Source organism: Pseudonocardia sulfidoxydans NBRC 16205, assembly GCF_007989085.1.
In the GTDB taxonomy this organism is placed as follows: domain Bacteria; phylum Actinomycetota; class Actinomycetes; order Mycobacteriales; family Pseudonocardiaceae; genus Pseudonocardia; species Pseudonocardia sulfidoxydans.
Map to the genome: position 1 here is coordinate 115,552 of NZ_BJVJ01000001.1, position 25,447 is coordinate 140,998.

Consider the following 25,447-nt stretch of genomic DNA (forward strand, 5'->3'; position numbering starts at 1 on the left):
GCGGGTCCTCGAAAGGTCACGAACCCGACGTGATGTCGGCGCGCCGCCCGGGCGGGTGGTCGGCGTCGGCGCAGGTCGGCGCCGCGTGTCGCGACGCGTCGAATACCGCTTCCCACCCCGCCCCGCCCGTTCGGGTGTGCCGCCGACGTGCCCGAACGCGGTCTGCTTGTCCCACTTCGACGGAGAGGACGGCCCGTGAACGGTCCCGGTGAGATCCTGCGCGCCTCGGCGGCGCGGTTCGGCGACAAGCCGGCGCTCGTGACGGCGGCCCGCACGCTGAGCTTCACCGAGCTGGACGCGACGAGCGACCGGGTCGCGGCCTGGCTCGCGGGCCGCGGCGTCGAGCCCGGCCGGCCGGTGTCGCTCTACGCCCAGAACCGGTGGGAGTGGGTCGTCGCCTACCACGGGGCGCTGAAGGCGGGCGCGGTCGTGAACCCCGTCAACGTGATGCTGACGCCCGAGGAGCTGGCGTTCGTGCTGCGCGACTGCGGCACCGCCGTCGTCCTCACCAGCGGCGAACAGGCCGCCACCGTCGTCGGGCTGACCCGCGACCTCGCCGACCTCGACACGGTGGTGACGTTCGGCGAGGCGATCGAGGGCGCCGTGCCCTTCGCCGAGCTGCTGGCCTGCGACGGGCCAGTTCCCCAGGTCGAGACCGACCCGGACTCACCGTCGACGATCGGCTACACCTCCGGCACCACCGGTCACCCCAAGGGCGCGGTGCAGAGCCACCGGGCCGTGCTGTGGAACTGCGCGGCCACCGCGACCATGCACGGCCGCACCGCCGACGACGTCGTCGTCACCGCGCTGCCCGCCCCGCACGTCTACGGCAACGTCGTGATCAACGGGACCTTCCTGGCCGGCGGCACCGTCGTGCTGATGGAACGGTTCCACCCCGGCGAGACGCTGCGGCTGATCACCGAGCACCGTGCGACGCTGTTCGAGGGCGTGCCCGCGATGTACTCGATGCTGCTGGCCGACGCGGCGCTGGAGCAGGCCGACCTGTCGTCGCTGACGCGGTCGACGGTGGGCGGGCAGACGATCGCCACGGCCACGATCGAACGCTGGGAGGAGCGCTCGGGTGCCCCGCTGATCGAGCTGTGGGGCATGACCGAGATCGCCGGCCTCGGCACCACGCATCCCGTGCACGCGCCGCGGGTCCCGGGATCGATCGGGGTGTCGCTGCCCGGGGTGCAGGTGCGGATCGCCGACCTTGAGGACGTCACCCGGGACGCGGAGCCCGGGCAGCCGGGCGAGCTGATGGTGCGCGGCCCCGTCGTGATGCTCGGCTACCACGGCAACCCCGAGGCCACCGCCGAGACGATCGAGCCCGACGGCTGGATGCACACCGGCGACATCGCCACCATGACCGCGGCCGGGCACGTGTTCGTCGTCGACCGGCGCAAGGACATGATCATCACCAGCGGCTACAACGTGTACCCGGCCGAGGTCGAGCGTGTCCTCGCCGCGCACCCCGGCGTCGCGCTCGTCGCCGTCGGCCCGGTCCCGGACGCGGTGCGGGGTGAGCTGGCCTGCGCCTACGTCGTGCGCGCCGCCGGGACGGAGACGACCGAGGAGGAGCTGATCGCCTACGCGGGCAGCCGGCTCGCCGCCTACAAGCGGCCGCGGCTGGTCCGGTTCGTCGACACCCTGCCCGCGACGTCGACCGGGAAGATCATGCGCCGCGAGCTCATCAAGCAGTTCTGAGGAGGACGTGACGGTTCGGGGTGGCCAGGGTTGAATCGGGACATGGACCCGCTCGGCCCCGTCGCGCGCGAGCACGCCGAGCTCGTGGAGCTGCTCGACCGGCGGGCGGCGCTGCGCGCGGCGCTCGACCTGCTCGCCGCCGACGGGGACGTCGCGTGGATCGCGGAGGCACCCGGTGACGCGGGTGACCTGGTGCTGGGGCAGGTCCGCGGCGACCGGACCGGGCTGCTGCGCGGGCTGACGGTGCCGACCGGGCTGGGGCTGACCGGCAAGGTGCACGACAGCGGCGCTCCCGCCTGGGTCGACGACTACTTCGGCGCCACCGACATCACCCACACCTTCGACCGCCACATCGAGGCCGAGGCGGTGCGCCGGCTGCTCGCCGTCCCCGTCCACCGCCACGGCCGGGTCCTCGGGGTGCTGGCCGTGGGCGCCCGCGAGGACGGCGCCTTCGGCGACCGGGCCGTCACCCACGCCCGCGAGGTGGCCGACGAGGCGGCGCTCGCCGTCGCCGTCGCCGAACGGGCCCGGCTGGCCCGCGAGGTCGCGGTCCACGAGGAACGCCGCCGGCTCGCCGCGGAACTGCACGACAGCGTCGGCGCGCTGCTGTTCGCGATCGGGTCCGGGGTCGCCGGCCTGGCTTCGTCGGCCGGCTCCGCGGACCCGGAGCTGGCGGACCGGCTGGAGCGGCTGCGCGACCAGGCCGCCGAGGCGTCGTCGGCGCTGCGGGACTCGCTGCGGACGCTGCGCGCGTCGCCCGCGGCGCTCGCGCTGTCGGTCGCGCTGCGCGGGGACTGCACCGCGTTCACCGAGCGCACCGGCGTCCCCGCCGAGCTGGTCGTCCTCGACGACGACCCCGCCGAGCTCTCCCCCGCCCGCACCCAGGTCCTGGTCGCCGCGGTGCGCGAGGCGCTGCTCAACGTCGAGAAGCATGCCGACGCCACCGCCGTCGTCGTCACCGCGGGGCGGCGGCGTGCAGGCGGGATCGTCGTCGCCGTCACCGACGACGGGACCGGCCTCGCCCCCGGCCACACCCCCGGCCTCGGGCTGTCCCACACCGCCGACGCCGTCGGCCGCCTCGGCGGTGCCGTCCACGTCGCCACCGACCCCGACGGCGGAACCACCTGGCGGATCGAGCTGCCGTGCTGACCCCCGACATCCGCGTCGCGATCGTCGACGACCACCCCGTCGTCCGCGACGGGGTCGTGACCCAGCTCGCCGGCCGCTCCGGCATCACCGTCGTCGGGCACGCCGCCGACGCCGCCGAGGCCGTCCGGCTCTGCGGCCGGGAACGGCCCGACGTCGTGCTCCTCGACGTCCGGCTGCCCGACGCGCTGGCCGCCGAGGTCGTGCCCCGGCTGCGCGCGGTCTCCCCCACCAGCCGGGTGCTGCTGTTCACGGCGTTCCCCGAGCACGCCGCCGTCGGCCCGTCGCTCGCCGCCGGGGCCTGCGGGCTGCTGGTCAAGGACGCCTCCGGCACGACCCTGCGCGACGCGCTGCGCCAGGTCTCGCGCACCGGCGCCTACCGCGGCTCCCCCACCGGTTCTCCCTACGGCTCCGCCTCCGGATCTCCCGACGCACCCGTCACCCCACGTGAGTACGACGTCCTGCGGCTCGTCGCGTCCGGGCACACCAATGGCGAGATCGGCGACGAGCTCGGGCTCTCGCTCAACACGGTCAAGAGCTACCTGCACAACGTCATGCGCAAGCTCGACGCCCGCAACCGCGCCCAGGTCATCACCAACGCCCGCGCGCACGGGCTGCTGTAGCGGTGCCGAGAGGCCCAGACCCGTCGACGCGTGCATCGGGCGCGCGGGTGAGATCGCCGCGACCCGGTCCGCGCCGGCCGGGTCGCGGCTCGTCACCCTGGCCGGCCCGGCCGGTGCCGGTGTCATTCGTGGGGTCCGCGGTGGGTGCTGATCCTCCGTCCGACCCACACCGACACCATCAGGAACACGACCCCGGTCAGGGTCAGTGGCAGTGCCGAGGCCACGAGGCCGACGACGAGGACGACGAGGCCGGTCAGCACCCCCACCCACACCATCCGCGACGCCCCGCCGGCGTGCAGCGACGGGAACCGGTCGGTCCGGCGCACCGCGGCGCCCCGGCGGCGGAGCCGGCGGACGAAGTCCGGGTCCTCCTGGGCGAGGTGGCGCTCGATGGCGTCGAGCCTGCGTCGATCTTCCCGGCTCATCATCGCGCCGGCCTCCCCTCGCTCAGGTGGCTCTCCGTACCGACACGACCTCCAGACCGAGTGACTGCATGAGCGACAGCACGTCCTGGAGGCCGCCGTCGTCGGCGACGTCGCCGGAGATGATCGTCTCGGCGGGCACCTCGCGGACGTCCATGCCGGGGAACGCGGCGCGGGCCCGGTCCGACAACCGGCCGATGATCCGGAACTCGTAGTGGCCGTCCGGCGGGCCGCTGGTCCCGAACCCCATTCGATCGGCCTCCCCGCCTCGCTGCTCGATCCGTCCCCACGGTGGCGCGGCGGGCCCGTCGTCACGTCACCCGGAGGAGGTGAACAGGCCCGGACGGGCGCGGGCGGTCAGGGCAGCAGGTCGAGCTCGCGGGCCCGTAGGACCGCGTCGCGCCGGTTCCCCACTCCGAGCTTGGTGTAGATCGACCGGATGTGCGTCTTGACGGTGTTGACCGACACCGTGAGCTCGTCGGCGACCTCGGCGGCGCTGAGCAGTGACGGGAGCAGGGCGAGGACGGCCAGCTCGCGTTCGCTGAGCGCGGTGCGGGAACCGCCGTGCACCATCGCGCGGGCCGCGAGGAGCCGGGCGTGCCACACCAGGTCCGCGACCTCCGCGCCGACCTCCTCGACCATGTCCCCGAGGGGTCCGTGAGCCAGCGCCAGCGTCCCGACGACGTCGAGGTGCGACGCGCCGTGCACCGCGTCGACGAGCTCGGCGCGGGCGCGGGCGGGCTCCCCGTCGTGCAGCGCGCACTCCGCCAGGACGAGGTGCGCCTCGGCGGTGGTGTGGGCGAGCAGCGGGGGCGCGACCTGCGCGACGACGGACTCGGCGGCGGCGCGCGCGATGTCGTGGCGGCCGGTGGCCTGGCCGGCGCGGGCGTTCATGAGCAGGATCTCGGCGACGTCGCCGGTGTGTTCCTCGAGCCACTCCGTGGTGCGGCGGGCACTGTCCACGCCGGCGTGGACCAGTTCGACGCGGTGCTCGAGGACGGCGAGGCCCGCGAGCACCACCGCGGGTGCGGCGAGCTCGAACAGCGCGGACCGGCACCGCGCCAGCCCGATCGCCGTCTCACCGAGGTCGCTGCAGGCGACCGTGTGGACGACGCGCAGGGCCCGCTCCGGCTCCCCGCGGGTCTCGTCGGCGAGGACGGCCGCCGCCCGGTCCCGGGCCGCGACCGGATCACCGCCGAGCACGTCGGCGAAGGCGAGCGCCGCGACCGACGAGGCGGCGGACGAGATCGGGCGTCCCTGCATCGTGGCGACCGTGATGGCGGAGCGGGCCGCGCCCGACATCTCGCGGTAGCGGCCGGCGGCGAGCTCGACGACCGCCAGCAGGTACCACGCCCACTCCTCGAACCAGCCGAACCCGTGTTCGCGCGCGCCGAGGACCAGCTCCTCCAGACCTTGACGGGTCCGGACGGGGTCGACGTCGGGGGACGCGACCTCCAGCGTCGTGCGGGCCAGCCGCTCCAGCATCTCCTGCTCGGGCGTCCCGGCGGCCGACGGCCGCGGCTCGGCCCGGACCCGCCCGGTGAGCAGGAGCTCGACGGATCCGCGCAGCTGCGCCAGCGCCGGCTCGGGGGCGGCCGGCCACGCCCGCACGGCCTGTTCGAGGGCGGCGAGCGCGGCCCGGTCCGTGCCCGAGCCGAGGCGGTACTCGAGGTAGGCCTCGAGCAGCAGCGCCCAGGGATCGTCGGGTCCGCCCGCGCCGCGCGCCTCGTCGAGCAGTCTGCGCAGCGCGGCGAACCCGCCGGTCGCGACGAGCCGCAGCCCCATGGCGGGCAGCAGGCTGCGCAGCAGATCCGGGTCCTCGGCGCGTTCGGCGTGCAACAGGGCGTGGACCGCGTCCCCGGCGGCGAGCCACCACCGGGCCGCGGTGGCGTGCGAGCTGCGGTAGCGCGCGGGCAGGTGCCGTTCCAGCTCGGCGCCGAGGTAGGTCCGCAGGAGCGGGTGGATCCGGTAGGTCGACTCGTCGAGCCGGTCGACGAGCCCGGTGATCTCGGCCAGCTCGCCGAGCACCCGGTCGGCATCGGGCTGCCCGGACAGCGCCGACGCCAGACCCACCGGCAGGAGGTCGCAGACCGACTCGAGCAGCAGCAGGTCCCGCGACCACGCCGGCAGGCTCGCCATGACCTCGCCCGCGAGGTAGTCGGCCATCGAGTGCTCGCTGCCGGAGAACTGGTCGATGAAGCCCTGGTGGTCGTCGGTGGACAGCAGGGCGATGGCGGCGAAGCGCAGCCCGGCGGCCCATCCCCCGGTCCGGGAGCGCAGCGCCGCGACCTGGCGCGGGGTGAGCTCGAGGCCGGACAGCTCCATCAGCGTGGCGGTCTCGGCGAGGCTGAACCGCAGGTGCTCGGCCCGCAGCTCGTGGGTCCGGCCCTCCCCGCGCAGCCGCGGCAGCAGCAGTGGCGGGTCCTGTCTGCTGGCGAGGACGAGCTGCAGCCCACGCGCCCGGCTACGGACCAGCCGGGCGAGGTCACGCAGCGCATCGGGGTCGGTGAGCTCGTGGACGTCGTCGAGAACCAGCCGGACCGGGGGCGCGACGTCGTCGAGCGCAGCGAGCAGCTCGTCGACGACGTCGGATCCCGGGCGAGCGCCGGCCGCGCCAGCGAGGTGGTGCAGGAGGCGGCCGGGGGGAAGGCCCGCGCCGGCGAGTGCCGCGGTGACGGCCGCCCGGAACCGGTTCGCGTCCAGGGTCCGGTCGAGCGACACCCAGGCCGTCCGTGGTTCGCGGCTCGACCGGATCCACTGGACGAGCACGACGGTCTTGCCGTAGCCGGGCGGTGCGACCACCGTCACCAGCTGCCCCGGCCCGGCCTGGTCGAGCAGCTCCATCAGGTGCGGCCGCGGCGCCGATCTCGCGGGCAGCCCCGGCAGGGCGATCGTGCTAGCCGGGATCTCAGGCGTGTGGGCGGGCCTCATCCCGGCCGGGTGACGTGCGGGTTCCGGGTGCGGCGCGAGTGTGTCGGCGACGGTGTGCGCCGCAGCAGCCCGCGTTCGTGCGCGGCCAGCACGGCCCGGCGACGCGAGCAGGCCCCGAGCTTGTCGTAGATCGACCGCACGTGGCTCTTGACGGTGTTGACCGACACCGTGAGCTCGGCGGCGATCTCGTCGAGGTTGAGCAGCGACGGCAGCAGCGCGAGGACGTCCTGCTCGCGCTCGGTGAGCGTCGTCGCGACGGGCCGGCTGCCGCCGCGGGGCACCGCCAGCACCCGGGCCGCGAACCGGGCGCGGACGCCCTCCCCCATCAGCTCGTCGACGAGCAGCGCACGCACCGACGACGACGTCACGACGAACGGGCGCACCAGGTCCATCGTGGCCGCGCGGTCGAGCGCGTCGCGCACGGCGGACCGCGCGGCGGGGCGGTCGCCGCGGCGAACGGCGACGTTCGCGACGACGAGCGACGCCTCGACCAGTGTGGCCGGCCGCGCCCGCGGCACGCCGGGGTCGAGGATCTTCTCGGCGCAGCGCTGCGCGGAACCGAACGACCCCGCCGCCGTCTCGGCCCAGGCGCGCAGCAGCAGCCGCTCGCCGCGGGCGCCCGGGGTCCCCTCGATACGGCCGGCCGCGGTGGCCGCCGCGCGGGTGTAGCCCAGTCGCAGCGCGACGTGGTTCTCGATCAGGGCCGAGGTGGTGGCGAGGGCGGCGGGAACGTCGTGCCCGGCCCCGTCGGAGCGGGCCTGCTGCAGTGCGAGCAGACCCGCGGCACGCTCGCCGGAGTCGAACAGCGCCGCGCCCCGGGAGACACCGAGCGCGAGGCTCAGCACCGGGTCGAGGTCGCCGGGTTCGCAGGTGGCGACCCCGTCGAGGGCGGCGAGCGCGGCCTCGGGGCGCCCCCGTTCCACCGCGGTGAGCGCGGCCACCGCCGTGGCGCCGACGGCGAGTCCGGAGCCGGCCCAGCCGCCGTCGGCGACCGCGTGCAGCGCGGCGGCGGACGTGGCCGCGGCCTCGCGCAGGTCGCCGACCGCCCAGGCGGCCCCTCCCAGCAGGAGCAGGCACTGGGCCTCCAGCAGCTGGAGGTGCCAGCGCCGGGCCGTGTCCAGCGCGGTGGCCAGGTCGGCGCGCCCCGCGTCGAACGTGCCGGTGAGACACTCGACGGCGCCGCGCCCGGCGAGGGCCAGCGCTGCGAGGGACGGGTCGTCGGGCAGCGGTTCGGGGGTGGTGGGCACCGACCCGGCCAGCCCGGCGAGCCGCGCGGTGGCCGTCAGCAGCACCGCCAGCTCGGAGCCCGCTGCGGGGTGCCCCTCCCGGAGTGCTCGCTCGACGTCGGCGGCCACGGCGTCGCGGTCACCGCGCACGAGGTTGTCCTGGGCCGACAGCGCCGCGGCCCACGTCCGCGCCACGGTCGTGGTGCCCGACAGCCGCAGCGCGTCGCGCAGCGCCGCCCGGTCGCCGATCGCGACGAGCCGGGCGCCACGGCGGACGAGCATCCCGCCCGCGAACGTCGGGTCCCCGGTGCGCCCGACGTGGCGCATGGCCTCGGCGGGCCTGCCCCGGCCGTCCCACCACAGGGCGGCCCGGCGGTGCAGGGCCGACACCGATCCGGCGGAGCGCCGGTGCAGGTCGGCCTCCAGGTAGGAACGCAGGAGCTCCTGGACGCGGAAGTCGGCCCGGTCGGGAGCGACGCTGATCAGCCCGATCTCGCGGCCCAGCTCGTCGAGAACGTCCGCGGCGTCCTCGCGGTCGCATAGCTCGACGGCGAGCGCCGCCGGGACCGGGTCGGTGATGCTGACGCGGCGCAGCACCTCGCGACGGTCCTCGCCGATCCCGGCGAGGACCTCCCCCACCAGGTAGTCGGCGACGGAGTGGTCGTCGCCGGAGAAGTCGGCCAGGAAGCGGTCGGGGTCGTGGACCCGGTGCAACGAGCACGCGGCGAGCCGCAGCCCGGCGGCCCAGCCCCCGGTGCGCCGGTGCAGCGTTGCCGCCTGGTTGCGCGTCGGGTCGAGGCCGTTGCGGCGCAGGATCTGCACGGTCTCGCGCTCGCTGAACCGCAGCCGGTCGGTCCGCAGCTCGCACAGCTCGCCCGTCAGCCGCATCCGGGCCAGCGCCAGGGGCGGGTCGATGCGGCTCACCAGCACCACCTGGGCCGACGGCCCGTGGTCGCGCACGAGCAGGCGCAGGTGTTCCGCGGTCTCACGGCCACGCAGGTGGTGGGCGTCGTCGAGGACCAGCCGGACCGGGCCGGGCAGGGCGTCGACGGCGGCGAGCACCTCGTCGAGCAGCCGGGGCCGGCCACCGGGTGGCGCCGGGGTTCGGCGCGGGTCCGTCGGTGGCGCGGCGCCGGTGGCCCGCAGCGCGGCGAGCACGGCGGCCCAGAGCGTCGACGGGTCGTCGTGCTCCGCGGTCAGCGACAGCCACACGAACGGCGTCGCGGCACCGCGGCGGACCCATTCCGCGACCGCGACGGTCTTGCCGAAACCGGGCGGCGCACAGACCAGGGTGAGGGCACGGCCGGCGCCGGAGTCGAGCTCGGCGCGCAGGTCGGGCCGGGACACGAGGTCACGCGGCAATGCCGGCGGGGACAGTGTGGACGGACATGTGTCGCGCACGGCTCACCTCCTCCGCAAGCGGGCAATCGTGCCACTACCACAAACAGGACTGCACCGCCTGTTGGAGGTTCTCGGGTCATCCCGTTGGGGGGAGGCGGATACGGAGCGGATGCGGAGGATGTCCTGTGTCAGGGGCCGGGCAGCGGCACAGGGAGGTTCGATGTCTCCGCGGATGTACGAGTTCCGGGTGGACGGACGGGTGCCGGAGCCGGCGTTGGACGCGTTCGGCGACCTCGACGTCGAGGAGGTGCCGCCGGGGCTGATCCTGCGGGGCGAGGTCATCGACGAGTCGCACCTGCACGCGATCATGGCGCTGTTCCGCACCCACGGCCTGCGGCTGGTGTGGGCGGAGCCGCTCGATCCGCGCGACCCCGTCGCGGGGCACGTGGTGCCGCCCAAACCGGCCTCGTGACCTGCAGCAGCCGCGCCGGCACGGGTCGGTGCGGAGTCCGATTCGGTCACGCACGAACGCTCGCATCCGGCCGCGGCTCTGCACGTCGCCCGCACCGGGTGACGTGCAGGAGCGCGCTCCCCGAGGTCAGCCGTTGCGCAGCCGGGACACCAGGGCGTAGACGATCACCACGTCGATGGCGATGAGCAGGATCGACCACAGCGGGTAGTACGGCAGGAACAGGAAGTTCGCGATCAGGCTGAGGCTCGCCAGCGCGATGCCGACGATCGCGCCCCACGTCGCGCCCTGCACGATCGCGATCCCGGTGACGACGAGGATCGCGCCGAGGATCAGATGGGTCCAGCCCCAGGCGGTGAGGTCGAACTCGAAGGTGTAGTTCGGGGTGCTGAGGTAGACCTGGTCGCGCAGGATCGCGGCCACGCCGCTGAGCGCGTGGTATGCGCCGGCCACGATCATCATGATTCCGCCGAAGAGCACGAGGCCCTTGTGCGTCGTGCTCTCGGCGGGCGCCGCCGTCGTGTAGGTGTCCTCGGCCCGGGTGGTCATCGTGGTTCCTCCTCGACTCGGTCCGCAGACGGTGGCCCGACCCGCCCCGTCAGGGGACACCCCCACGGGGTGAAAGGTGCCCGTCGCCGGGGCTCCAGTCGTAGACGACGACGGTGCCGACGAGCAGGTCCTGCAGCGACCGGCGCCGCCTGCCCAGTACCGACCAGGCGAGGCCCAGCGGGAACACCACGCACAGGGCCGCGCGCACGGCCGCACGGAACCAGCCGGGCCGGGAGCCGCGGACCGACAGGACCCGCAGCCCCAGGACGGCCGCGCCGCAGCTGCGCCCGGCGGTCGCCCAGGCGACGGTGAGGTAGCCGGTCGCGAGCAGGGCACCGACGACGAGCGACACCGTCCAGTCGGGGCTGGGCCAGCGGAAACCCACCGGTGACACGAGGAACCGCGCGCCGGCGACCGCGAGCAGGGCAAGGCCCATCAGGGCGACGACGACGACCAGGTCGACGACCGCGGCGAGCGTGCGGGAGACGATCCCGGCCGTGGCGGCCGCCGCGACCTCGGGCCCGTCCCGGCGGCCGTCGGTCACGGCGGGACCGGTGGCTGCGCCGCTCCCCCGCGGCGGAGGAGCCGGTCGACCGCGCCGGACACGACGCCGTCGGCCGTCATCGCCTCGGTGCGGACCGCGCGCACGGTGTCGGAGGTCAGCGCACCGGTGGAGCTCCGGATGATCTCGGGGAGGTTCAGCTCGTCGATCACGGTACGGGCGATGCCGACGAGGTCGAGGCGGGCGATGACGGCGTCGAGGTCGATCCGGGCGGCGACCCCGTCGACGTCGAGCTCGGCGAGCACGGGCTCGATGTCGACTCGCCGCACCACGGCGTCGAGGTCCACCCGTCGGACCGCGGCGTCGAGGTCCACCCGTCGGACCGCGGCGTCGAGGTCCACCCGCGCGACGACGGCGTCGAGGTCGACCCCGGCGACCACCCGGTCCAGATCGACGCGGGCGACGATCGCGTCGAGATCGAGGCGGCGGACCACCGCGTCCAGGTCGACCCCGGCCACCACGGCATCGACGTCGAGGCCCCCGGCGAGCGCGTCGACGTCCACCTGGTCGCGGACGAGGCCGGTCAGGTCGATCGACCGCAGGAACGCGTCCAGGACCTCTCCGACGAGAACCTCCAACAGGCCGTTCCAGCGGCGCAGGAGCCGGACCCGCTCACGCCTGCCCTCCCGGACCAGCGCGGCGCTGGTGCGCGGCGCGACGAGGGTGACCACCGCGACCCCGCCCTGCAGCACCGTCGACGTCACCGCGCGGACCGGACGCGCCGACGCCCACATCAGCTTGGCGACACCGCTCCCCGCTCCGAGCAGCAGCCTCCCGGTCCTCGCGTCCACCGTGGCCTCCCTCGTCGGGTCGAGCCGTCAGGGTGAGCCGCCGTCGCGGGCGGGGCCTCATCCCTGTCAGGTGAGGCGCGTCGCGGACCGACCGCCGACGCTCGCTCGCACCCGATCGATCACGGGCCGGTCGACGAGGAGGGCAACGACATGGCCGACGAGCGCACCCGGCGGATCTCCGAGTTCATCGAGCCCCTGCGGGTCCGGCCCGGCCGGTCGGTGCACCTGCGCCACGACTTCGACCCCCGCGCGCGGTCGAAGGCCGTGCGGAAGAAGAAGGAGGGCAGGGAGCTGCTGCAGACCGGCATCACGATCCTCGCCGACTACCAGGCCCGGCTCGCCGCCCAGGACACCCACGGGGTGCTGCTGTGCCTGCAGGCCCTCGACGCGGGTGGCAAGGACGGGACGATCCGCCACGTCATGAGCGGGGTGAACCCGCAGGGCGTGCACGTCGCCGGGTTCAAGGTCCCGTCGGCCGAGGAGCTCGACCACGACTACCTGTGGCGCTACGCGGCGCGGCTGCCCGCCCGCGGCGAGATCGGGATCTTCAACCGGTCGCACTACGAGGAGGTCCTCGTCGTGCGGGTGCACCCGGAGTTGCTGGACCGCCAGAAGCTGCCCCCGGAGAGCCGCAAGAAGATCTGGCACCGCCGCTACCGGGAGATCAACGACTGGGAGCGCTACCTCGTCGACAACGGATTCCGCGTCGTGAAGGTGTTCCTGAACCTGTCCTACGAGGAGCAGCGGCAACGGTTCCTGCGCCGCATCGACGTGCCGGAACGCAACTGGAAGTTCTCGGCCGCCGACGTGAAGGAACGCCGCCGCTGGAAGGACTACCAGGACGCGTTCTCGGAGATGCTGTCGCACACGAGCACGAGCTGGGCGCCCTGGTACGTGGTGCCCGCCGACCGCAAGTGGATGGGCCGCATCTGCACGGCCGCGATCCTCGCCCACACGCTGATCGAGCTCGACCCGCAGTTCCCGACGGTGAGCGACGAGGCTCGGGCCCGGCTCGCCGACGCCCGCACCGAGCTGATGGCGCAGGCACCCGGCGAGGCCGGGCGACGCAACCACCGCGCGCCCACCTCGGCACGACACGGGGCGGCGGTCTAGGTGCAGACCGCGCAGACGACCCCGGACGCGGCGGGGCCGCAGCCGCGGTGGACGGCGCTGTCGGGCCAGGACGTCGCGCAGGTGCTCGGCGTCGACCCCGCCGCCGGGCTGCCCTCGTCGACCGCCGGCGAGCGCCTGCGTACCAACGGCCCCAACGCCCTGCCGCAGGAGGCGCCGGAGCCGGGCTGGCGGCGCTTCCTCGACGAGTACCGCAGCTACATGCAGATCATCCTGCTCGCGGCGGCCGTCGTCTCGGCCGTCGTGGCCGAGTGGGGAACGGCGGTGCTGCTGCTCGTCCTGACCGTGCTCAACGCGGTCATCGGGATCCGGCAGAAGGGCAAGGCGATGAGCGCGATGAACGCGCTCCGGTCGCTGATGCTCACCACCGCGCGGGTGCGCCGCGACGGCAGCGACCGCGCGGTCCCGGCCGACGAGGTCGTCGTCGGCGACGTCGTGCTGATCTCGGCGGGCGACCAGGTGCCCGCCGACGGGCGGCTGGTCCAGGCGGCGGCGCTGCAGATCGACGAGTCGGCCCTGACGGGCGAGAGCACGCCCGTCGGCAAGCACGCCGAGCCGCTGCAGGGCGGCACCCGCGAACGCCCGCTCGGTCCCGGGGAACAGCGCAACATGGCGTTCATGAACACCCCGGTGACGCACGGGAGCGGGGTGCTGCTGGTCACCGCGACCGGCGGCGACACCGAGGTGGGCCGGATCTCGGCGATGCTGTCGCGCACCTCGGTGGAGAAGACGCCGCTGACCCGCGAGCTCGACCGGCTGACGCTGTGGATCGCCGCCGCGGCCGGTGTCACGATGCTGGTGATGTTCGTGCTCGGGCGCACCCGGGGCGAGGCGTGGGACGTTCTGTTCGTCAGCGCGGTCGCACTCGCCATCGCCGCCATCCCCGAGGCGTTGCCGACCGTCACCCAGATGATCCTGTCGCTGGGCGGGGTCGACCTGGCGAAACGCAACGCGATCGTCAAGGAGCTGCCGTCGGTGGAGACGCTGGCGTTCACGTCGGCGATCAACTCCGACAAGACCGGCACGCTGACCATGAACCAGATGACGGCCGTCGAGGTCGTCACCCCGACCGACCGCTACACGGTCTCCGGGTCGGGCTACGAGCTCGACGGGAAGGTCCACCACACCGCGGGCGCTGCGCCGTCGGTGGAGGACGCGGTCCTGCCGTACCTGCTGGCGTCGGACGCCCGGCTCGTCGACGGGAAGGTCGTCGGCGACCCGACCGAGGGTGCGCTGCTGGTGCTGGGACACAAGGCGGGTGTCGACGTCGACTCCACCCGCGACCGGCTGCCCCGGCTCGCCACGCTGCCCTTCGACCCGACCTACAAGCTGATGGCGACGTTCCACACCGCCACCGCCGCCGACGGGCGCGCGGTGATCCGGTGCTTCGTCAAGGGCGCCGCCCCCGCCGTCGTCGCGCGGTGTCTCGACGCGCTCACCCCGGCCGGGCCGCGGGCCCTGGACCCCACCATGACGCGCTGGTTGACCGGGCAGCGGGAACGCATGGAGCACGACGGCAGGCGGGTCATGACCGCCGCCGTGCGTGACATCGCGCCCGAGGACTTCGACGCGTCCGGCGACCTGCTGGCGCTGGTCGAGGGGATCCGGCTGACGAGCCTCGTCGGCATGGTGGACCCACCGCGGGCCGAGTCGCGCGAGGCGGTCGCGGCGGCGCAGGCCGCGCACATCCGGGTCCGCATGGTCACCGGCGACGACGTCACGACCGGCGCGGCCGTCGCCGAACAGCTCGGGATCCCCGGTGACGCCGTGCTGGGCGCCGACTTCGCCGCGTTGTCGGAGGAGGAGCGGCTGCGCCGCATCGACACGATCGGCGTCGTCGGCCGCGTCGCCCCCGAGCACAAGGTGATGCTGGTCGACACCCTCAAACGCAAGGGCGAGGTCGTCGCCATGACCGGCGACGGTGTCAACGACGCGCCCGCCATCAAGGCTGCCGACATCGGCATCGCGATGGGGTCGGGGACCGAGGTCGCGAAGAACGTCGGCCGGATGGTCCTGTCCGACGACAACTTCGCGACGATCGTGTACGCCGTCGAGCAGGGCCGCAAGATCTTCGACAACCTCACCAAGTACATTCGGTTCGTCCTGATCCTGCTCGTCGTGTTCGTGCTGACGTTCCTCGGCGCCGCCCTGTTCGACCTGGCCGGCGGGGAGCCGTTCAACCCGGCCCAGGTGCTGTGGATCCACTTCTTCGTCAACGCCGCGTTCGGGATCGCGCTGGGCTTCGACCGCGAGACCCCCGGGCTGATGCGCCTGCACCCGCGCCCGCGCGGGCAGTCCGTGCTCACCCGCGACCTGGTGGTCACGGTGGCGCTCACCGGTCTGCTGATCAGCGTCTGCCTGCTCGTGCTGATCGCCGCGGGACCGGCGCTGTTCGGCGACGTCGAGGTCGGCCGGTCGGTGGCGTTCACGGCGTTCGCCCTGTGCCTGGTCGTCGCGGCGCTGGAGTGCCGGGACGCGACCGGCAGCGTCCTGACCACCGCCACGTTCGACAGCCGCAACCTGAACTGGACGATCCTCGCCGAGCTCGTCCTCGCCGTGCTGGTCACGCAGATGGACGTGTTCCAGCGGCTGCTGGGCACCGTCGACATCTCGCTCGCGCAGTTCGGCTGGGCCTGCCTGCCCGCGCTCGCCCTGTTGCTGTGCTGGGAGCTGGGCAAGACCCTCGCGCGTCGCACGGCCCGCGTCCGGTGAGCGGGCCGCGGCCGTCGCGCGAGCGGGTCGCGGCCGTCGCCCCCGGTCTCGCGGACCTGCTCTCCTACCGGGTGCGCTGGTTCGGCAAGGACGTCACGGCCGGGCTGGTGCTCACCGCGCTGCTCGTCCCACAGGGCATGGCGTATGCCGAGCTGGCCGGCCTGCCTGCGATCACCGGGCTGTACACATCGATCCTGTGCCTGGTCGGGTACGCGCTGTTCGGCCCGTCACGGGTGCTCGTGCTGGGCCCGGACTCCTCGCTCGGACCGCTCATCGCGGCCACGATCCTCCCGCTGGCCGGTGCGGAGGGGGACCCGGCGCGGGCGATCGCGCTGGCGTCGGCGCTGGCGCTGCTCACCGGGGCGATCATGGTCGTCGCCGGGATCACCGGGCTCGGCTTCGTCGCCGACCTGATCTCACGACCGGCGATGATCGGCTACCTCAACGGCCTGGCACTCACCATTCTCGTCGGACAGCTGCCGAAGCTCTTCGGGTTCTCCGTCGACGCCGACGGGTTCCTCGGCGAGGTCACCGGGTTCTTCTCCGGCCTCGGGGCCACCGTGCCCGCCGCACTCGCCGTCGGCGCCGTCGGGCTCGTCCTGATCCTGGTGCTGCAACGGTTCCTGCCGAAGGTGCCCGCCGTGCTCGTGGTCGTCGTGCTGTCGATCGGGGCCACCGCCCTGCTGGGGCTGGCCGCCCGCGGCGTCGACGTCGTCGGTCCGCTGCCGCAGGGGTTCCCCCCGCTGAGCCTGCCCGACGTGCGGCTGTCGGACCTGGCGCTGCTGGTTCCGGGTGCGCTGGGCATCGCGGTCGTCGCGCTCACCGACACGATCTCGACGTCGTCGTCGTTCGCCGCGCGGGAGGGCCGCACCATCGACGGCGGCCGGGAGATGACGGCCATCGGCGCGTCCAACATGGCCGCGGGCCTGTTCGGCGGGTTCCCGGTGAGCACCAGCGGCTCCCGCACCGCCGTCGCCAGGCAGGCGGGGCGGGGGCACGGACCCAGCTGACCGGGCTCGTCGGCGCCGCGGCGATCACGCTGATCCTGCTGTTCGTGCCGGGCCTGCTGCGCGACCTGCCCCAGCCGACGCTCGCCGTCGTCGTGATCGCCGCGTCGCTGTCGCTGACCGACCTGCCCGCCACCCGCCGGCTGTTCCGGGTGCGGCGCACCGAGTTCGTCCTGTCGGCCACCGCGGCGCTGGGCGTGGTGGTGCTCGGGGTGCTGCCCGGGATGGCGGTGACGGTCGCGCTGTCCGCGGCCAACGTGTTCCGCCGGGCCTGGTGGCCCTACCGGGCCGTCCTCGGCCGGGTGCCGGGCCTGCCGGGGTTCCACGACCTGCGCAGTCACCCCGACGCCGAGCAGCTCCCCGGCTGCCTGCTCGTCCGCCACGACGCGCCGCTGTTCTTCGCCAACGCCCGCACCTTCCGCGAGTGGATCGACGGCCTCGTCCGCGACGACCCGGACGTGCGCTGGGTCGTCGTCGCCGCCGAACCGGTCACCGACATCGACACCACCGCGGTCGACATGCTGCGCGAGCTCGCCGAGGCGTTGCACCGCAACGAGCGGCACCTCGTGTTCGCCGAACTCAAGGACCCGGTGCGCCAGGACGTCGAACGGGCCGGGCTCACCACGGCCTTCGACTCGGCGCACCTCTACCCGACGATCGACGCCGCCGTCGACGCCTTCCGCGAGCGGACGGGCGCGCAGTGGCGGTCCGTCGACGGCTGAGCCACCCCGGGGGAACACGAGGAGCCGGTTCCGGGGCCGTCACCCCGGAACCGGCTCCTCCCCTCCCCCCAGGTCAGGCGGGAGACCCGGCCGGCTCCTCCTGGAAGACCTCGCGCAGCTTCGCCTCCTGCTCCGCGGACAGGTTCGTCGACACCAGGTGGGCGCCGGTGCCGCGGAACTCGCCGAGCACCTTGTCGGGCACCACGTTGCCGGTCATGACGAACAGCGCCGACGTGCCCTCGGTGATCTCGCCACGCACCTTCTTGATGAACCCGTCGTCGATGCCGACGTCGGCCATCGACCCGCTCAGCGCGCCCATCGCGGCGCCGATCGCCATGCCCAGCAACGGGATGAAGAACAACAGCCCGAACAGCAGCCCCCAGAAGCTGCCGCCCAGCGCCCCCGCACCGGTGAGGTTGCGCAGCTGCTCGGTCTTCGGCTTCTTCCGACCCTCGGGCCAGGTCACCACGGCCGCGTCCACGATCTGGACGAGCTCCTCCTTCTGCAACCGCTCCAGCACGTGCAGCGCGTCGCGGGCACCACCCGCCGTCTCGAACTTCCACACCGTCAGCGTCGCCATCTCGGCTCCTGTCGTCGTCGGTAGGAGGAACGGTGCGGTCTGTCGGCGACGGTGGCATCACCCGTTCCGGACGACTGACGCTCGCCCGGCGAGGGTGAGCACAACCGGCCGGACCCCCGCCACCCTGCGGAACGCGGACAGGAGGGGCGATGGACGACGCGGACACACGGGTGGTGACCCGGCGGATGCTCGTCACGGCCGGGATCCGTGCCGTCCTCACCACGGCGCTGCTGGTCGTCGTCTACTACCGCGCACCCCTGGACGGCCGGCTCGACCGCGACGTGGTGATCTGGCTCGGCATCGGCCTCGTCGCCCTCGTCGCCGCGCTCGCCTGGCAGGTACGCATGATCATGACCTCGGACACGCCGCGGCTGCGGGCGGCGCAGACGGTGGCGACGGGCGTGCCGATCCTGCTGCTGCTGTACGCGGCGACGTACGCGGTGCTGTCGCAGGTCGCCCCCGCGAGCTTCAGCCAGCCACTGGACCGCACCGGCGCGCTGTACTACACGATGACCGTCTTCACGACGGTCGGCTTCGGCGACATCGCGCCCGCCACCGGCCTCACCCGCATCCTCACCATGAGCCAGATGGTCGTCGGCCTGCTGGCCGTCGGCGTCGTCGCGAAGCTGCTGCTGGAGGCGGTCCAGGTCGCCGTGCGCCGGCGCACCGGACCCGGCCCGTGACGGTGGGCGACGCCCCAGCAGGCGGTCCTCGATCCGCTCCAACGTCATCGCGACGATCATCACCAGCACCGGCACCACGAACGCAGCCAGCACCATCGGCCCCTCCGTCCACCACGGTTCCCCGGCCGCGGGGGCGTCCCCCGCGGCCGCCGACGGTGGCCCGGGCCCCGCCGCCGCGCCTCACCCCGAGCGGGTGGTGCGGCGCCGACCGCCCGGAGTGCGGTGGCGATCTGTCAGTCGCCGCGGCGGCGCATCAGCCGCCGCGCGACCCGGCGACCGGAGCGCCGCCCGCTGCGGCGGGCGATCCTGCGATGACGTCCCAGCATCGGTGTTCTCCTCCCCGGCCGTCAGATCGCGTCCTGGGACCGGGCGGCGAGCGCCTCGGCCTCCTGCGCGGCGACCAGCCCGACCTCGACCAGGTCGAGCGGGCTCACGAACTCCGACGCGAGCCGCACTCCCCCGGCGTCGGCGAGCGCCTCGCGCAGCGGGATCGCCCAGCGGTGCTCGAGCAGCACCAGCGCGGCGGCCGATCCCTCCGGGATCTCCGCGACCGCGTCCCAGGACAGGTCGTCGACGGAGTCGTCCTCCTCGGTCATCACCTCGATCCCGATCTCGGCGCCCTCCTCGGCGGTGAGGCCGGCGCCGATCCCGACCAGCGCGCCCACGACGGCCCCGAACTCGATGCGCTCGGCCTCGTCGAGCTGGCTCTCCTTGAGCACCGACACCTCTCCGCCGACGTCCTTGTGCACGGCCAGGAAATCAATCACCCGGATCATGTCGTCGTCGCGGAGCCGTTCCAGCTCGGCGCGGATGCGCCCCTGGAAGTTCGGGTGGTCGAAGCCGAGCACGAGCAGTTGCACCGGACCGATCGTCATCGTCGTCTCCTTCGTCCTACGGCCGCCGGATGACGGGACCGCCGGGGGAGCGTGCGTCGCATCCGGATCGGCCACCTCGCCCTCACGAGGTGATGCCGGGCGTCCCGGGGCGGCGAAGTGTCGTCGGCACCCCTCGTCCGGGAGGAGCAGCCACGATGCCCGTCGTCGACAGCCCTGACAGCAGCAGCGCTGCTGCGGCCCTGACCATCGACGAACGCGCCGAGCTGGAGCGGTTGCGCACCGAGCTCGCCACGTTGAGGTCCACCCCGCCGCCCCCGGCGCCGCCGCGGGCACCGACCCGGTGGGCGTCGGTCGCCTCGGCGGTCCTGCTCGTCCTCGGCCTGCTGCTGGTCCCCGTCTCCGTGCTGTCGGTGTGGGCGCACAACCAGCTGTCCGACACCGAGCGGTTCGTGGCCACCACCAGCCCGATCCTGGCCGACCCCGCCGTCCGGTCCACGTTGGCCGACCGGGTCACCGCGGAGATCTTCGCCCAGGTCGACGTGCAGGGGCTCGCGAACGAGGCCGTCGACGCCCTGGCCGCCCAGGGTGTGCCGGCGGGTGTCGTCGACCGCCTCCACGGGCTGACCGGGCCGCTGGCCGACGGCACCCGCACCTTCGTCGGCGACAAGGTCGACGAGCTCGTCGCGAGCCCCGCGTTCGTCGCCGCCGGGGAACGGGCCCTCGCCGTGACCCACCAGCAGATCGCGGCCGCGCTCGCCGGGAACCCGTCCGCGCTCACCGTTGCGGGCGGCGAGACCGTCCTCGACCTGTATCCGTTCATCGAGGCGGCGAAGCAGCAGCTCGTGGCCTCGGGGTTCTCCCTCGCCGCCCGGCTGCCGGAGATCCATCCGACGGTCGCGTTGTTCCCGGCGAGCACGCTCGTCCGCGCCCAGTCGCTCTACACCGTGCTCGACGTCGCGGCGACCTGGCTGCCGTGGGTGACGCTCGTGCTGCTCATCGCCGGGGTCATGCTGGCGAAGCGGCGCCGCCGCGCCACCCTCGTCGTCGGGCTCGCGGTGATGGCGACGATGCTCGTGCTGGCCGCGGCCCTGCTCGCGGTGCGTGGGATCGTGGTCGGGGCCGCCGCCCCGCAGTCGGCCGCCGCGGCGGCGTCGACGTTCGACATCGTGGTGCGCTTCGTGCGGGCGGCCCTGCGGACGCTGTTCGTGGTCGGTCTCGTCGTGGCGCTCGCGGCGTGGGTCACCAGACCGTCGGCGACGGCCGTGCGGCTGCGCGGCACCGTCGGAGGCGGCATCGCACGGATGCGCCGGGGCGGGTTCGCCCGCACGGTCGGCTCCGGGCCGGTCGGGCCGTGGGTCCACGACCACCGCGTCGCGCTGCGGACCGCCCTGGTCGTCCTCGCCGCCCTCGTCGTCGTGCTGTGGGACCGGCCGTCGGGCTGGACGGTCCTCGGTGTCGTGCTCGTGCTGCTGGTACTGCTCGGCGTCGTCGAGCTCCTCGACCAGCCCTCCCCCGCCACCACCGGCTCCGGGGACGGCAGGTCCGGGGACGGCGAGTCCGGGAACGACGGCGATCCGCCACGGGTCCTCGCGGCGACCGTCGCCGCCGACGCCACCCCGCCCGGTCCCGAAGAAGGGCCGAGCTGATGAACGCGGACGGGTCAGCGGCGGCGGCCGCCGCGCGGGCCGCCCTGGCGGGTCCGCTGCCCCGACGCTGGGCGCACGCCCGCGGCGTCGCCCGGCGGGCGCGCACGCTCGCCGTGGGCCTGCCGCCCGCCGACGCGGCCACGCTCGTCGCGGCCGCCTGGCTCCACGACGTCGGGTACGCCCCGACCGTGGCCCGGACCGGCTTCCACCCACTCGACGGCGCCCGGTACGCCCACGACCTGGGCTTCCCCGACCGCGTCGCGCACCTGGTGGCCTACCACTCGGCCGCCGCGGTCAAGGCCGACCTGCTGGGCCTCACCGACCAGATGGCCGAGTTCTGCGATGAACAGACCCTCGTCCGTGACCTGCTCTGGTACGCCGACATGAGCACCGACCCGAGCGGCAGGCCGGTGTCGTTCGACGCCCGCATGGCCGAGGTGCGCCGCCGGCGCGCGGACGACCCCGTCGCCGTCGCGGCCCTCGACCTCGGCATGCCCGCCCGCCGCGCGGCCTGGGAGCGCGCCGAGGCGTGGCTGCGGTCCGGTGCGGGACAGCGCCCACGGGCGTCACGCGTCTGATAGCCACCGACGATGCCGGCGAGGACGACGTGCAGCGTCACGCGAGTGACGCTGCTGTGCGGGGGCTGCGGCCGCACGCTCGGACACCTGGTGGGCGACGCGACCGGGCGGCTGCACACGGTCGAGGGCGCCGACACCCGCGGCGGTGTCCGCTACCTACGGCCTGCCCCGACCGTGCCGTGCGGCGGCCGGCCCCGCGGGCCGGCCGCGCCCGACGCACCCCGGTTCTACTGCGCCGACCGTTGCGGGATGCGCTACGCCCTCCCCCGTGCCGAGCTCGCGGCGTTGTTCGCCCAGGCCGTGACCGTCGCGGTCGGCGACCCGGCAGCGGACCTGCCGGGCGCCGGGGACGAGCGCTGGGTCCGGCTCGCGGCCCGGCGCAGGGGTCACACCGGTGGTCACACCGCCGGACGACGATAGGACGCGAGCCCCCAGACGATCAGGACGTCGACCACGATCACGATCACCGACCACACCGGGTAGTAGGGCAGGAACATGAACTGCACGACCGTGCTCAGCGCGGCCGCGGCGATACCGGCGACGCGCGCCCACGTCAGGCCCCGCAGCGCCCCGAAACCGGCGGCGATCGACAGGATCGCCATCGCGAACAGCACCCAGCCCCACACGGTCAGGTCGAAGGCGAACAGGTACCCGGGCGTGCCCTCGTAGATCCTGTCGTGCGCCAGCGCCATGACACCGGTGAAGACCTGGAAGATCCCGGTGATCACCAGCATCCCGCCCGAGAACAGGATCGGGCCCTCGGCCCACTGCGTCGTCCGCCGGCCGGCCGCACGTTCCGCACTCGCCGTCATCCCCATGCAGCGCAACGTAAGCCGGTGCCCCGGGGCCGTCATCGCCCGAACCGGGTGGTCACGCTCCCCCGGGGCCGCGCCCGGTGCTCAGCCCAACGTGGTCTCCGCCGCGCCCGACGGCTCGGGATCGGGGAGACGCCGCATGCGCAGTGAGTTCACGAACCCCAGCGCGGCGGCGAGCAACGGCACCACCAGCCCGATCTGCAGGGCGAACGGGCGTGACTCGGTGTTGATCCGGACGACCTCCTGCTGGATCGCCTCCGGTTGGCCGGCGAGCAGCTCGGTGAGCTTGGTGTTGCTCATCAGCTCGGCGTCGGTCTCCAGGACCTGCGCGACCTGCTGCTTCTCGGCAGGCGGCAGGACCGTGCTGGCCTGGGCCTGCGCGGTGAACGTCCCCGACAGCACCGCCAGCATGATCGCGCCCGCGAACGCGAGGCCGAAGGAGAGCCCGAACGACCCGGCCGCGGAGTTCACCCCGGCCGCCTCGCTGACACGTTCCTCCGCGACCGGGGAGAGCGTGTAGTTGTTCAGCTGCGACACGAGCAGGCCGAGCCCGGCACCGGCGACGACGAGCGGGGCCACGAGCACCCAGCCGCTGTCCGCGCGGGGCACGAGCGGCAGCAGGACCGCGATCCCGACGACGACGAGGCCGAAGCCCGCGGCCACGAGGGTGGCGGGCCGGCGGCGGCCGCTGCGCCGCCCGGCGAGCAGCGCGATCGCGAACATGCTCAGCGACAGCGGGGCGATCGTCAGACCGGCCCCCATGGCGTCGTACTCCAGGACCATCTGCAGGAAGATCGGCAGCACGATCATGGTGCCGCCCAACGCGACCTGTTGCAGCATCTGCTGCGAGACCCCGACCCGGAAGTGCGCGGACGAGAACAGCCCGGGGTCGAGCAGCGCGGGTTCGGCGCGGCGGGCGCGGCGCCGCAGCCACAACATCAGGCCCAGCATCCCGGCGACGCCGATCGCGAGGACGAGCCCGACCCGCTCGCCGCCCTCCTGCCACACCAGGATGCCGAGCACGAGCCCGCCCATGCCGACGACCGACAGTGCCGCGCCGACGACGTCGACACCGCGGGGGCCGGTGTAGGGCACGTCGCGCACCAGCTTCGCGCCCACCAGCACCACGATGATGATGACGACCTCGAGCGCGAACCCGACGCGCCACGACAGGTACGTCGTGATGAACCCGCCGAGCAGCGGGCCCACCGCGGCCGCGATCGCCGCCGCGGCCCCGACGAGGGCGTACACCTTGCGGCGGGCCGCCCCCTCGAAGTTGCCGTGGATGAGCGACTGCATGGCGGGCAGCAGCAGTGACGCCCCGAGCCCACCGACCACGGCCCAGAACACGACGACCGCGGTCAGGCTCTGCGCGAGCGTCATCGCGGTCGCGCCGACGGCGTAGCCGAGCAGCCCGACCAGGTAGGCGCGTTTGCGCCCGATCAGGTCGCCGACCTTGCCGCCGATCAGGATGAACGCCGCCGACACCAGCGCCTCGAGCGCGATCGCCGACTGCACACCGCTGACGGTGGTGCCGAGGTCGCGGACCACCGCGGAGATCGACACGTTCATCAGCGAGGTGTCGACCACCAGGACGAACATGGCCATCGCGAGCAGCAGCCCCAGCAGCCGCTCGCGTCGGCCCGGCTCCTGCGCGGCGGCGTCCCCGTCGGTACCCACCCTCGTCCTCCCCTGTCGCGGTGCGCTCAGCGCGCGTGCTCGCCGAAGGAGCGCCCGAGTGCGGTCGCCTTGAGCGACTCGAACTCGTCCTCGGTGATGACGCCCTGGTCGAGCAGCTGCTTCGCCTCGGCGATCTGGCCGGTCGCGGTGCCGGTGCTGCCGTTGGAGCCGGCGATGCGGCGGACGTCGCGCTCGTAGGCCGTGCGTGCGGCGGTCACGTCGTCGCGGTGGCGTTCACCCATGTGCCGGCCCTGCGCGGCCAGGTAGATCAGCGACCCGATGATGGGCAGCACGAGGACGAGGATCGCCCAGAGCGACTTGAACCAGCCGCTGATGTCGGTGCGCCGGAACACGTCGGTGAGGATCTGGAACATCAGCCAGAACCACACGATGCAGCCGAAGAGGACGAGTACGGTCCAGAACACGTCCAGCAGCGGGTACTCGGACTGTGCGAGCAGTATTGACATCCGCTTCTCTCCCTCTCAGTCGGGCTCGCCGGGGTACACGGCGAGCGCCCAGATCACGAGCACGTCGAGCGCGATGATCACCAGCGACCAGACCGGGTAGAACGGCAGGAACGCGAAGTGCGCGATCAGGTTGAGCCCGGCCACCCCGACGCCGACGACGCGCGCCCAGTCCCGGCCCCACACGACCCCCGCACCCGCGGCGCCCAGCAGCACGGCGAGGCCCAGGTGGACCCAGCCCCACACGGTGACGTCGAGACCGACGACGTACTGCGGGGTCACGACGTAGATCTCGTCGCGCAGGATCGCGGCGACGCCGACGAGCACCCCCAGCACGCCGGCGAGCATCATCAGGATCGCGGCGAACACGGCCGCCGACGTCGCCCATCCGCTGTCGGGTGCCGCGGCCGGGTGGGCGGGACCGGTCCGGTGCGACGTGGTCTGGCTGCTCATCACGACCCCTCTCGGCTCTGTCCGATGACCGGCTCGCCGGACGTGCCGGTGTCGGGGTGACCATCGACCGCCGCCGGGGTCCGCGTCCCATCCGGGACGGGTGAATCCGGGCCGGACCGGCGTCGTCAGCGCCCGTGCACCGCCTGGTCGACGACGATCGCGAGCCGGGCCAGCACCTCCTGCCCCTCCCCCCGCGTGACGACACCACGGTCGACCGCCGCCTCGATCTCGGCCTGCAGCCTGCAGAGCAGTGCGCCGGCGCGGTCGCCGACCAGGCCGGGGGCCGGCCGCGGCGGGTGCGGGCGGGCGACCCGGACGACGGGCCGCAGGAACACGGGGCCGGGCTCGCCGGCGGGCTGTGCCATTCGCGCCT

26 protein-coding genes are annotated in these 25,447 nt (G+C 74.1%); 12 read left to right on the top strand and 14 right to left on the bottom strand.

The genetic code is table 11. From position 1 onward, the window contains the following. Window positions 1-195 precede the first annotated feature (195 nt). The 3 genes from PSU4_RS00520 to PSU4_RS00530 are packed head-to-tail and all read left to right on the top strand — an operon-like array spanning window position 196 to window position 3,476. The gene (locus PSU4_RS00520) at window positions 196-1,707 is read left to right on the top strand and encodes a class I adenylate-forming enzyme family protein (protein ID WP_147101503.1); all 1,512 of its coding nucleotides are present in this window, start codon (window positions 196-198) and stop codon (window positions 1,705-1,707) included. 42 nt (window positions 1,708-1,749) lie between these two features. Next, the gene (locus PSU4_RS00525) at window positions 1,750-2,856 is read left to right on the top strand and encodes a GAF domain-containing sensor histidine kinase (protein WP_147101508.1); all 1,107 of its coding nucleotides are present in this window, start codon (window positions 1,750-1,752) and stop codon (window positions 2,854-2,856) included. Continuing rightward, window positions 2,850-3,476 (top strand): response regulator transcription factor, encoded by a 627-nt coding sequence (locus PSU4_RS00530; protein ID WP_147101511.1) that lies wholly within the window; start codon window positions 2,850-2,852, stop codon window positions 3,474-3,476. Before PSU4_RS00525 ends, PSU4_RS00530 begins: the two co-directional genes overlap by 7 nt. A 122-nt stretch (window positions 3,477-3,598) precedes the next feature. Here PSU4_RS00530 and PSU4_RS00535 read toward each other — a convergent pair whose 3' ends face one another. The 4 genes from PSU4_RS00535 to PSU4_RS00550 form a co-directional block, all read right to left on the bottom strand. Further along, window positions 3,599-3,904: a DUF3040 domain-containing protein gene (locus PSU4_RS00535; RefSeq protein ID WP_147101515.1), complete on the bottom strand. Its 306-nt coding sequence runs from the start codon at window positions 3,902-3,904 to the stop codon at window positions 3,599-3,601. 19 nt (window positions 3,905-3,923) lie between these two features. Then, a complete protein-coding gene (locus PSU4_RS00540; RefSeq protein WP_147101518.1) occupies window positions 3,924-4,148 on the bottom strand; it encodes a DUF8691 family protein in 225 nt (74 codons plus the stop codon). A gap of 107 nt (window positions 4,149-4,255) precedes the next feature. Continuing rightward, the gene (locus PSU4_RS31075; protein ID WP_186816662.1) at window positions 4,256-6,742 is read right to left on the bottom strand and encodes a winged helix-turn-helix domain-containing protein; all 2,487 of its coding nucleotides are present in this window, start codon (window positions 6,740-6,742) and stop codon (window positions 4,256-4,258) included. A gap of 83 nt (window positions 6,743-6,825) precedes the next feature. Further along, window positions 6,826-9,456, bottom strand: a complete 2,631-nt coding sequence (locus PSU4_RS00550) for a helix-turn-helix transcriptional regulator (RefSeq protein WP_147101521.1) — start codon at window positions 9,454-9,456, stop codon at window positions 6,826-6,828. A gap of 160 nt (window positions 9,457-9,616) precedes the next feature. On the opposite strand from PSU4_RS00550, the gene PSU4_RS00555 reads away from it, so the two are divergent. Next, window positions 9,617-9,868 carry a DUF8691 family protein gene (locus tag PSU4_RS00555; RefSeq protein ID WP_147101524.1) on the top strand — a complete coding sequence of 84 codons (252 nt, stop codon included), beginning with the start codon at window positions 9,617-9,619 and terminating at the stop codon, window positions 9,866-9,868. A 126-nt stretch (window positions 9,869-9,994) separates the two neighbouring features. Here PSU4_RS00555 and PSU4_RS00560 read toward each other — a convergent pair whose 3' ends face one another. The 3 genes from PSU4_RS00560 to PSU4_RS00570 are packed head-to-tail and all read right to left on the bottom strand — an operon-like array spanning window position 9,995 to window position 11,767. Beyond that, complete coding sequence (locus PSU4_RS00560; protein ID WP_147101527.1) at window positions 9,995-10,414, bottom strand: DUF7144 family membrane protein; 420 nt, start codon at window positions 10,412-10,414, stop codon at window positions 9,995-9,997. Between the two features lie 49 nt (window positions 10,415-10,463). After that, window positions 10,464-10,958 (bottom strand): RDD family protein, encoded by a 495-nt coding sequence (locus PSU4_RS00565; protein ID WP_147101531.1) that lies wholly within the window; start codon window positions 10,956-10,958, stop codon window positions 10,464-10,466. Further along, entirely contained in the window at window positions 10,955-11,767 is an 813-nt protein-coding gene (locus PSU4_RS00570) for a hypothetical protein (protein ID WP_147101534.1), read from the bottom strand. Before PSU4_RS00570 ends, PSU4_RS00565 begins: the two co-directional genes overlap by 4 nt. 150 nt (window positions 11,768-11,917) lie before the next feature. Between PSU4_RS00570 and PSU4_RS00575 the strand changes: the two genes are divergently transcribed. From PSU4_RS00575 to PSU4_RS32105, 4 genes are read left to right on the top strand one after another with little or no spacing between them, the layout of a single operon-like run. Further along, window positions 11,918-12,880, top strand: a complete 963-nt coding sequence (locus PSU4_RS00575) for a polyphosphate kinase 2 family protein (protein WP_147101537.1) — start codon at window positions 11,918-11,920, stop codon at window positions 12,878-12,880. After that, the gene (locus PSU4_RS00580) at window positions 12,881-15,610 is read left to right on the top strand and encodes a cation-translocating P-type ATPase (protein ID WP_147101541.1); all 2,730 of its coding nucleotides are present in this window, start codon (window positions 12,881-12,883) and stop codon (window positions 15,608-15,610) included. Next, window positions 15,607-16,620 (top strand): SulP family inorganic anion transporter, encoded by a 1,014-nt coding sequence (locus PSU4_RS32100; RefSeq protein WP_281290650.1) that lies wholly within the window; start codon window positions 15,607-15,609, stop codon window positions 16,618-16,620. Before PSU4_RS00580 ends, PSU4_RS32100 begins: the two co-directional genes overlap by 4 nt. 38 nt (window positions 16,621-16,658) lie before the next feature. Next, window positions 16,659-17,339: a SulP family inorganic anion transporter gene (locus PSU4_RS32105; RefSeq protein ID WP_281290651.1), complete on the top strand. Its 681-nt coding sequence runs from the start codon at window positions 16,659-16,661 to the stop codon at window positions 17,337-17,339. A gap of 73 nt (window positions 17,340-17,412) precedes the next feature. Here PSU4_RS32105 and PSU4_RS00590 read toward each other — a convergent pair whose 3' ends face one another. After that, on the bottom strand, window positions 17,413-17,919 hold the full coding sequence (locus PSU4_RS00590) for a DUF1269 domain-containing protein (RefSeq protein WP_147101544.1): 507 nt from the start codon (window positions 17,917-17,919) through the stop codon (window positions 17,413-17,415). Between the two features lie 149 nt (window positions 17,920-18,068). On the opposite strand from PSU4_RS00590, the gene PSU4_RS00595 reads away from it, so the two are divergent. After that, window positions 18,069-18,602: a potassium channel family protein gene (locus PSU4_RS00595; protein WP_222596121.1), complete on the top strand. Its 534-nt coding sequence runs from the start codon at window positions 18,069-18,071 to the stop codon at window positions 18,600-18,602. 347 nt (window positions 18,603-18,949) lie between these two features. On the opposite strand, the gene PSU4_RS00600 is transcribed toward PSU4_RS00595, so the two are convergent. Next, window positions 18,950-19,477, bottom strand: coding sequence for a DUF6325 family protein (locus tag PSU4_RS00600; protein ID WP_147101547.1), 528 nt, complete (start codon window positions 19,475-19,477; stop codon window positions 18,950-18,952). Between the two features lie 155 nt (window positions 19,478-19,632). Between PSU4_RS00600 and PSU4_RS00605 the strand changes: the two genes are divergently transcribed. Genes PSU4_RS00605 through PSU4_RS00615 form a run of 3 tightly spaced genes read left to right on the top strand, consistent with a single transcriptional unit; the run spans window position 19,633 to window position 22,082 of the window. Next, window positions 19,633-21,084, top strand: a complete 1,452-nt coding sequence (locus tag PSU4_RS00605; protein WP_186816663.1) for a hypothetical protein — start codon at window positions 19,633-19,635, stop codon at window positions 21,082-21,084. Continuing rightward, window positions 21,084-21,662: an HD domain-containing protein gene (locus tag PSU4_RS00610; RefSeq protein ID WP_147101549.1), complete on the top strand. Its 579-nt coding sequence runs from the start codon at window positions 21,084-21,086 to the stop codon at window positions 21,660-21,662. The genes PSU4_RS00605 and PSU4_RS00610 overlap by 1 nt, the downstream gene beginning before the upstream one ends. 45 nt (window positions 21,663-21,707) lie before the next feature. Further along, a complete protein-coding gene (locus PSU4_RS00615) occupies window positions 21,708-22,082 on the top strand; it encodes a hypothetical protein (RefSeq protein WP_147101552.1) in 375 nt (124 codons plus the stop codon). Here PSU4_RS00615 and PSU4_RS00620 read toward each other — a convergent pair. The 5 genes from PSU4_RS00620 to PSU4_RS00640 form a co-directional block, all read right to left on the bottom strand. Next, the gene (locus PSU4_RS00620; RefSeq protein WP_147101555.1) at window positions 22,061-22,480 is read right to left on the bottom strand and encodes a DUF7144 family membrane protein; all 420 of its coding nucleotides are present in this window, start codon (window positions 22,478-22,480) and stop codon (window positions 22,061-22,063) included. The two genes, PSU4_RS00615 and PSU4_RS00620, sit on opposite strands and share 22 nt — an antisense overlap. Window positions 22,481-22,561: 81 nt before the next feature. Then, the gene (locus tag PSU4_RS00625; protein WP_246114874.1) at window positions 22,562-24,157 is read right to left on the bottom strand and encodes an MFS transporter; all 1,596 of its coding nucleotides are present in this window, start codon (window positions 24,155-24,157) and stop codon (window positions 22,562-22,564) included. Window positions 24,158-24,183: 26 nt separating this feature from the next. Next, window positions 24,184-24,624 (bottom strand): SHOCT domain-containing protein, encoded by a 441-nt coding sequence (locus tag PSU4_RS00630; RefSeq protein WP_246114875.1) that lies wholly within the window; start codon window positions 24,622-24,624, stop codon window positions 24,184-24,186. A 15-nt stretch (window positions 24,625-24,639) separates the two neighbouring features. Beyond that, window positions 24,640-25,074 (bottom strand): DUF7144 family membrane protein, encoded by a 435-nt coding sequence (locus tag PSU4_RS00635; protein WP_147101558.1) that lies wholly within the window; start codon window positions 25,072-25,074, stop codon window positions 24,640-24,642. A 125-nt stretch (window positions 25,075-25,199) separates the two neighbouring features. Further along, the gene (locus PSU4_RS00640; protein ID WP_147101561.1) at window positions 25,200-25,439 is read right to left on the bottom strand and encodes a hypothetical protein; all 240 of its coding nucleotides are present in this window, start codon (window positions 25,437-25,439) and stop codon (window positions 25,200-25,202) included. Window positions 25,440-25,447: the final 8 nt, after the last annotated feature.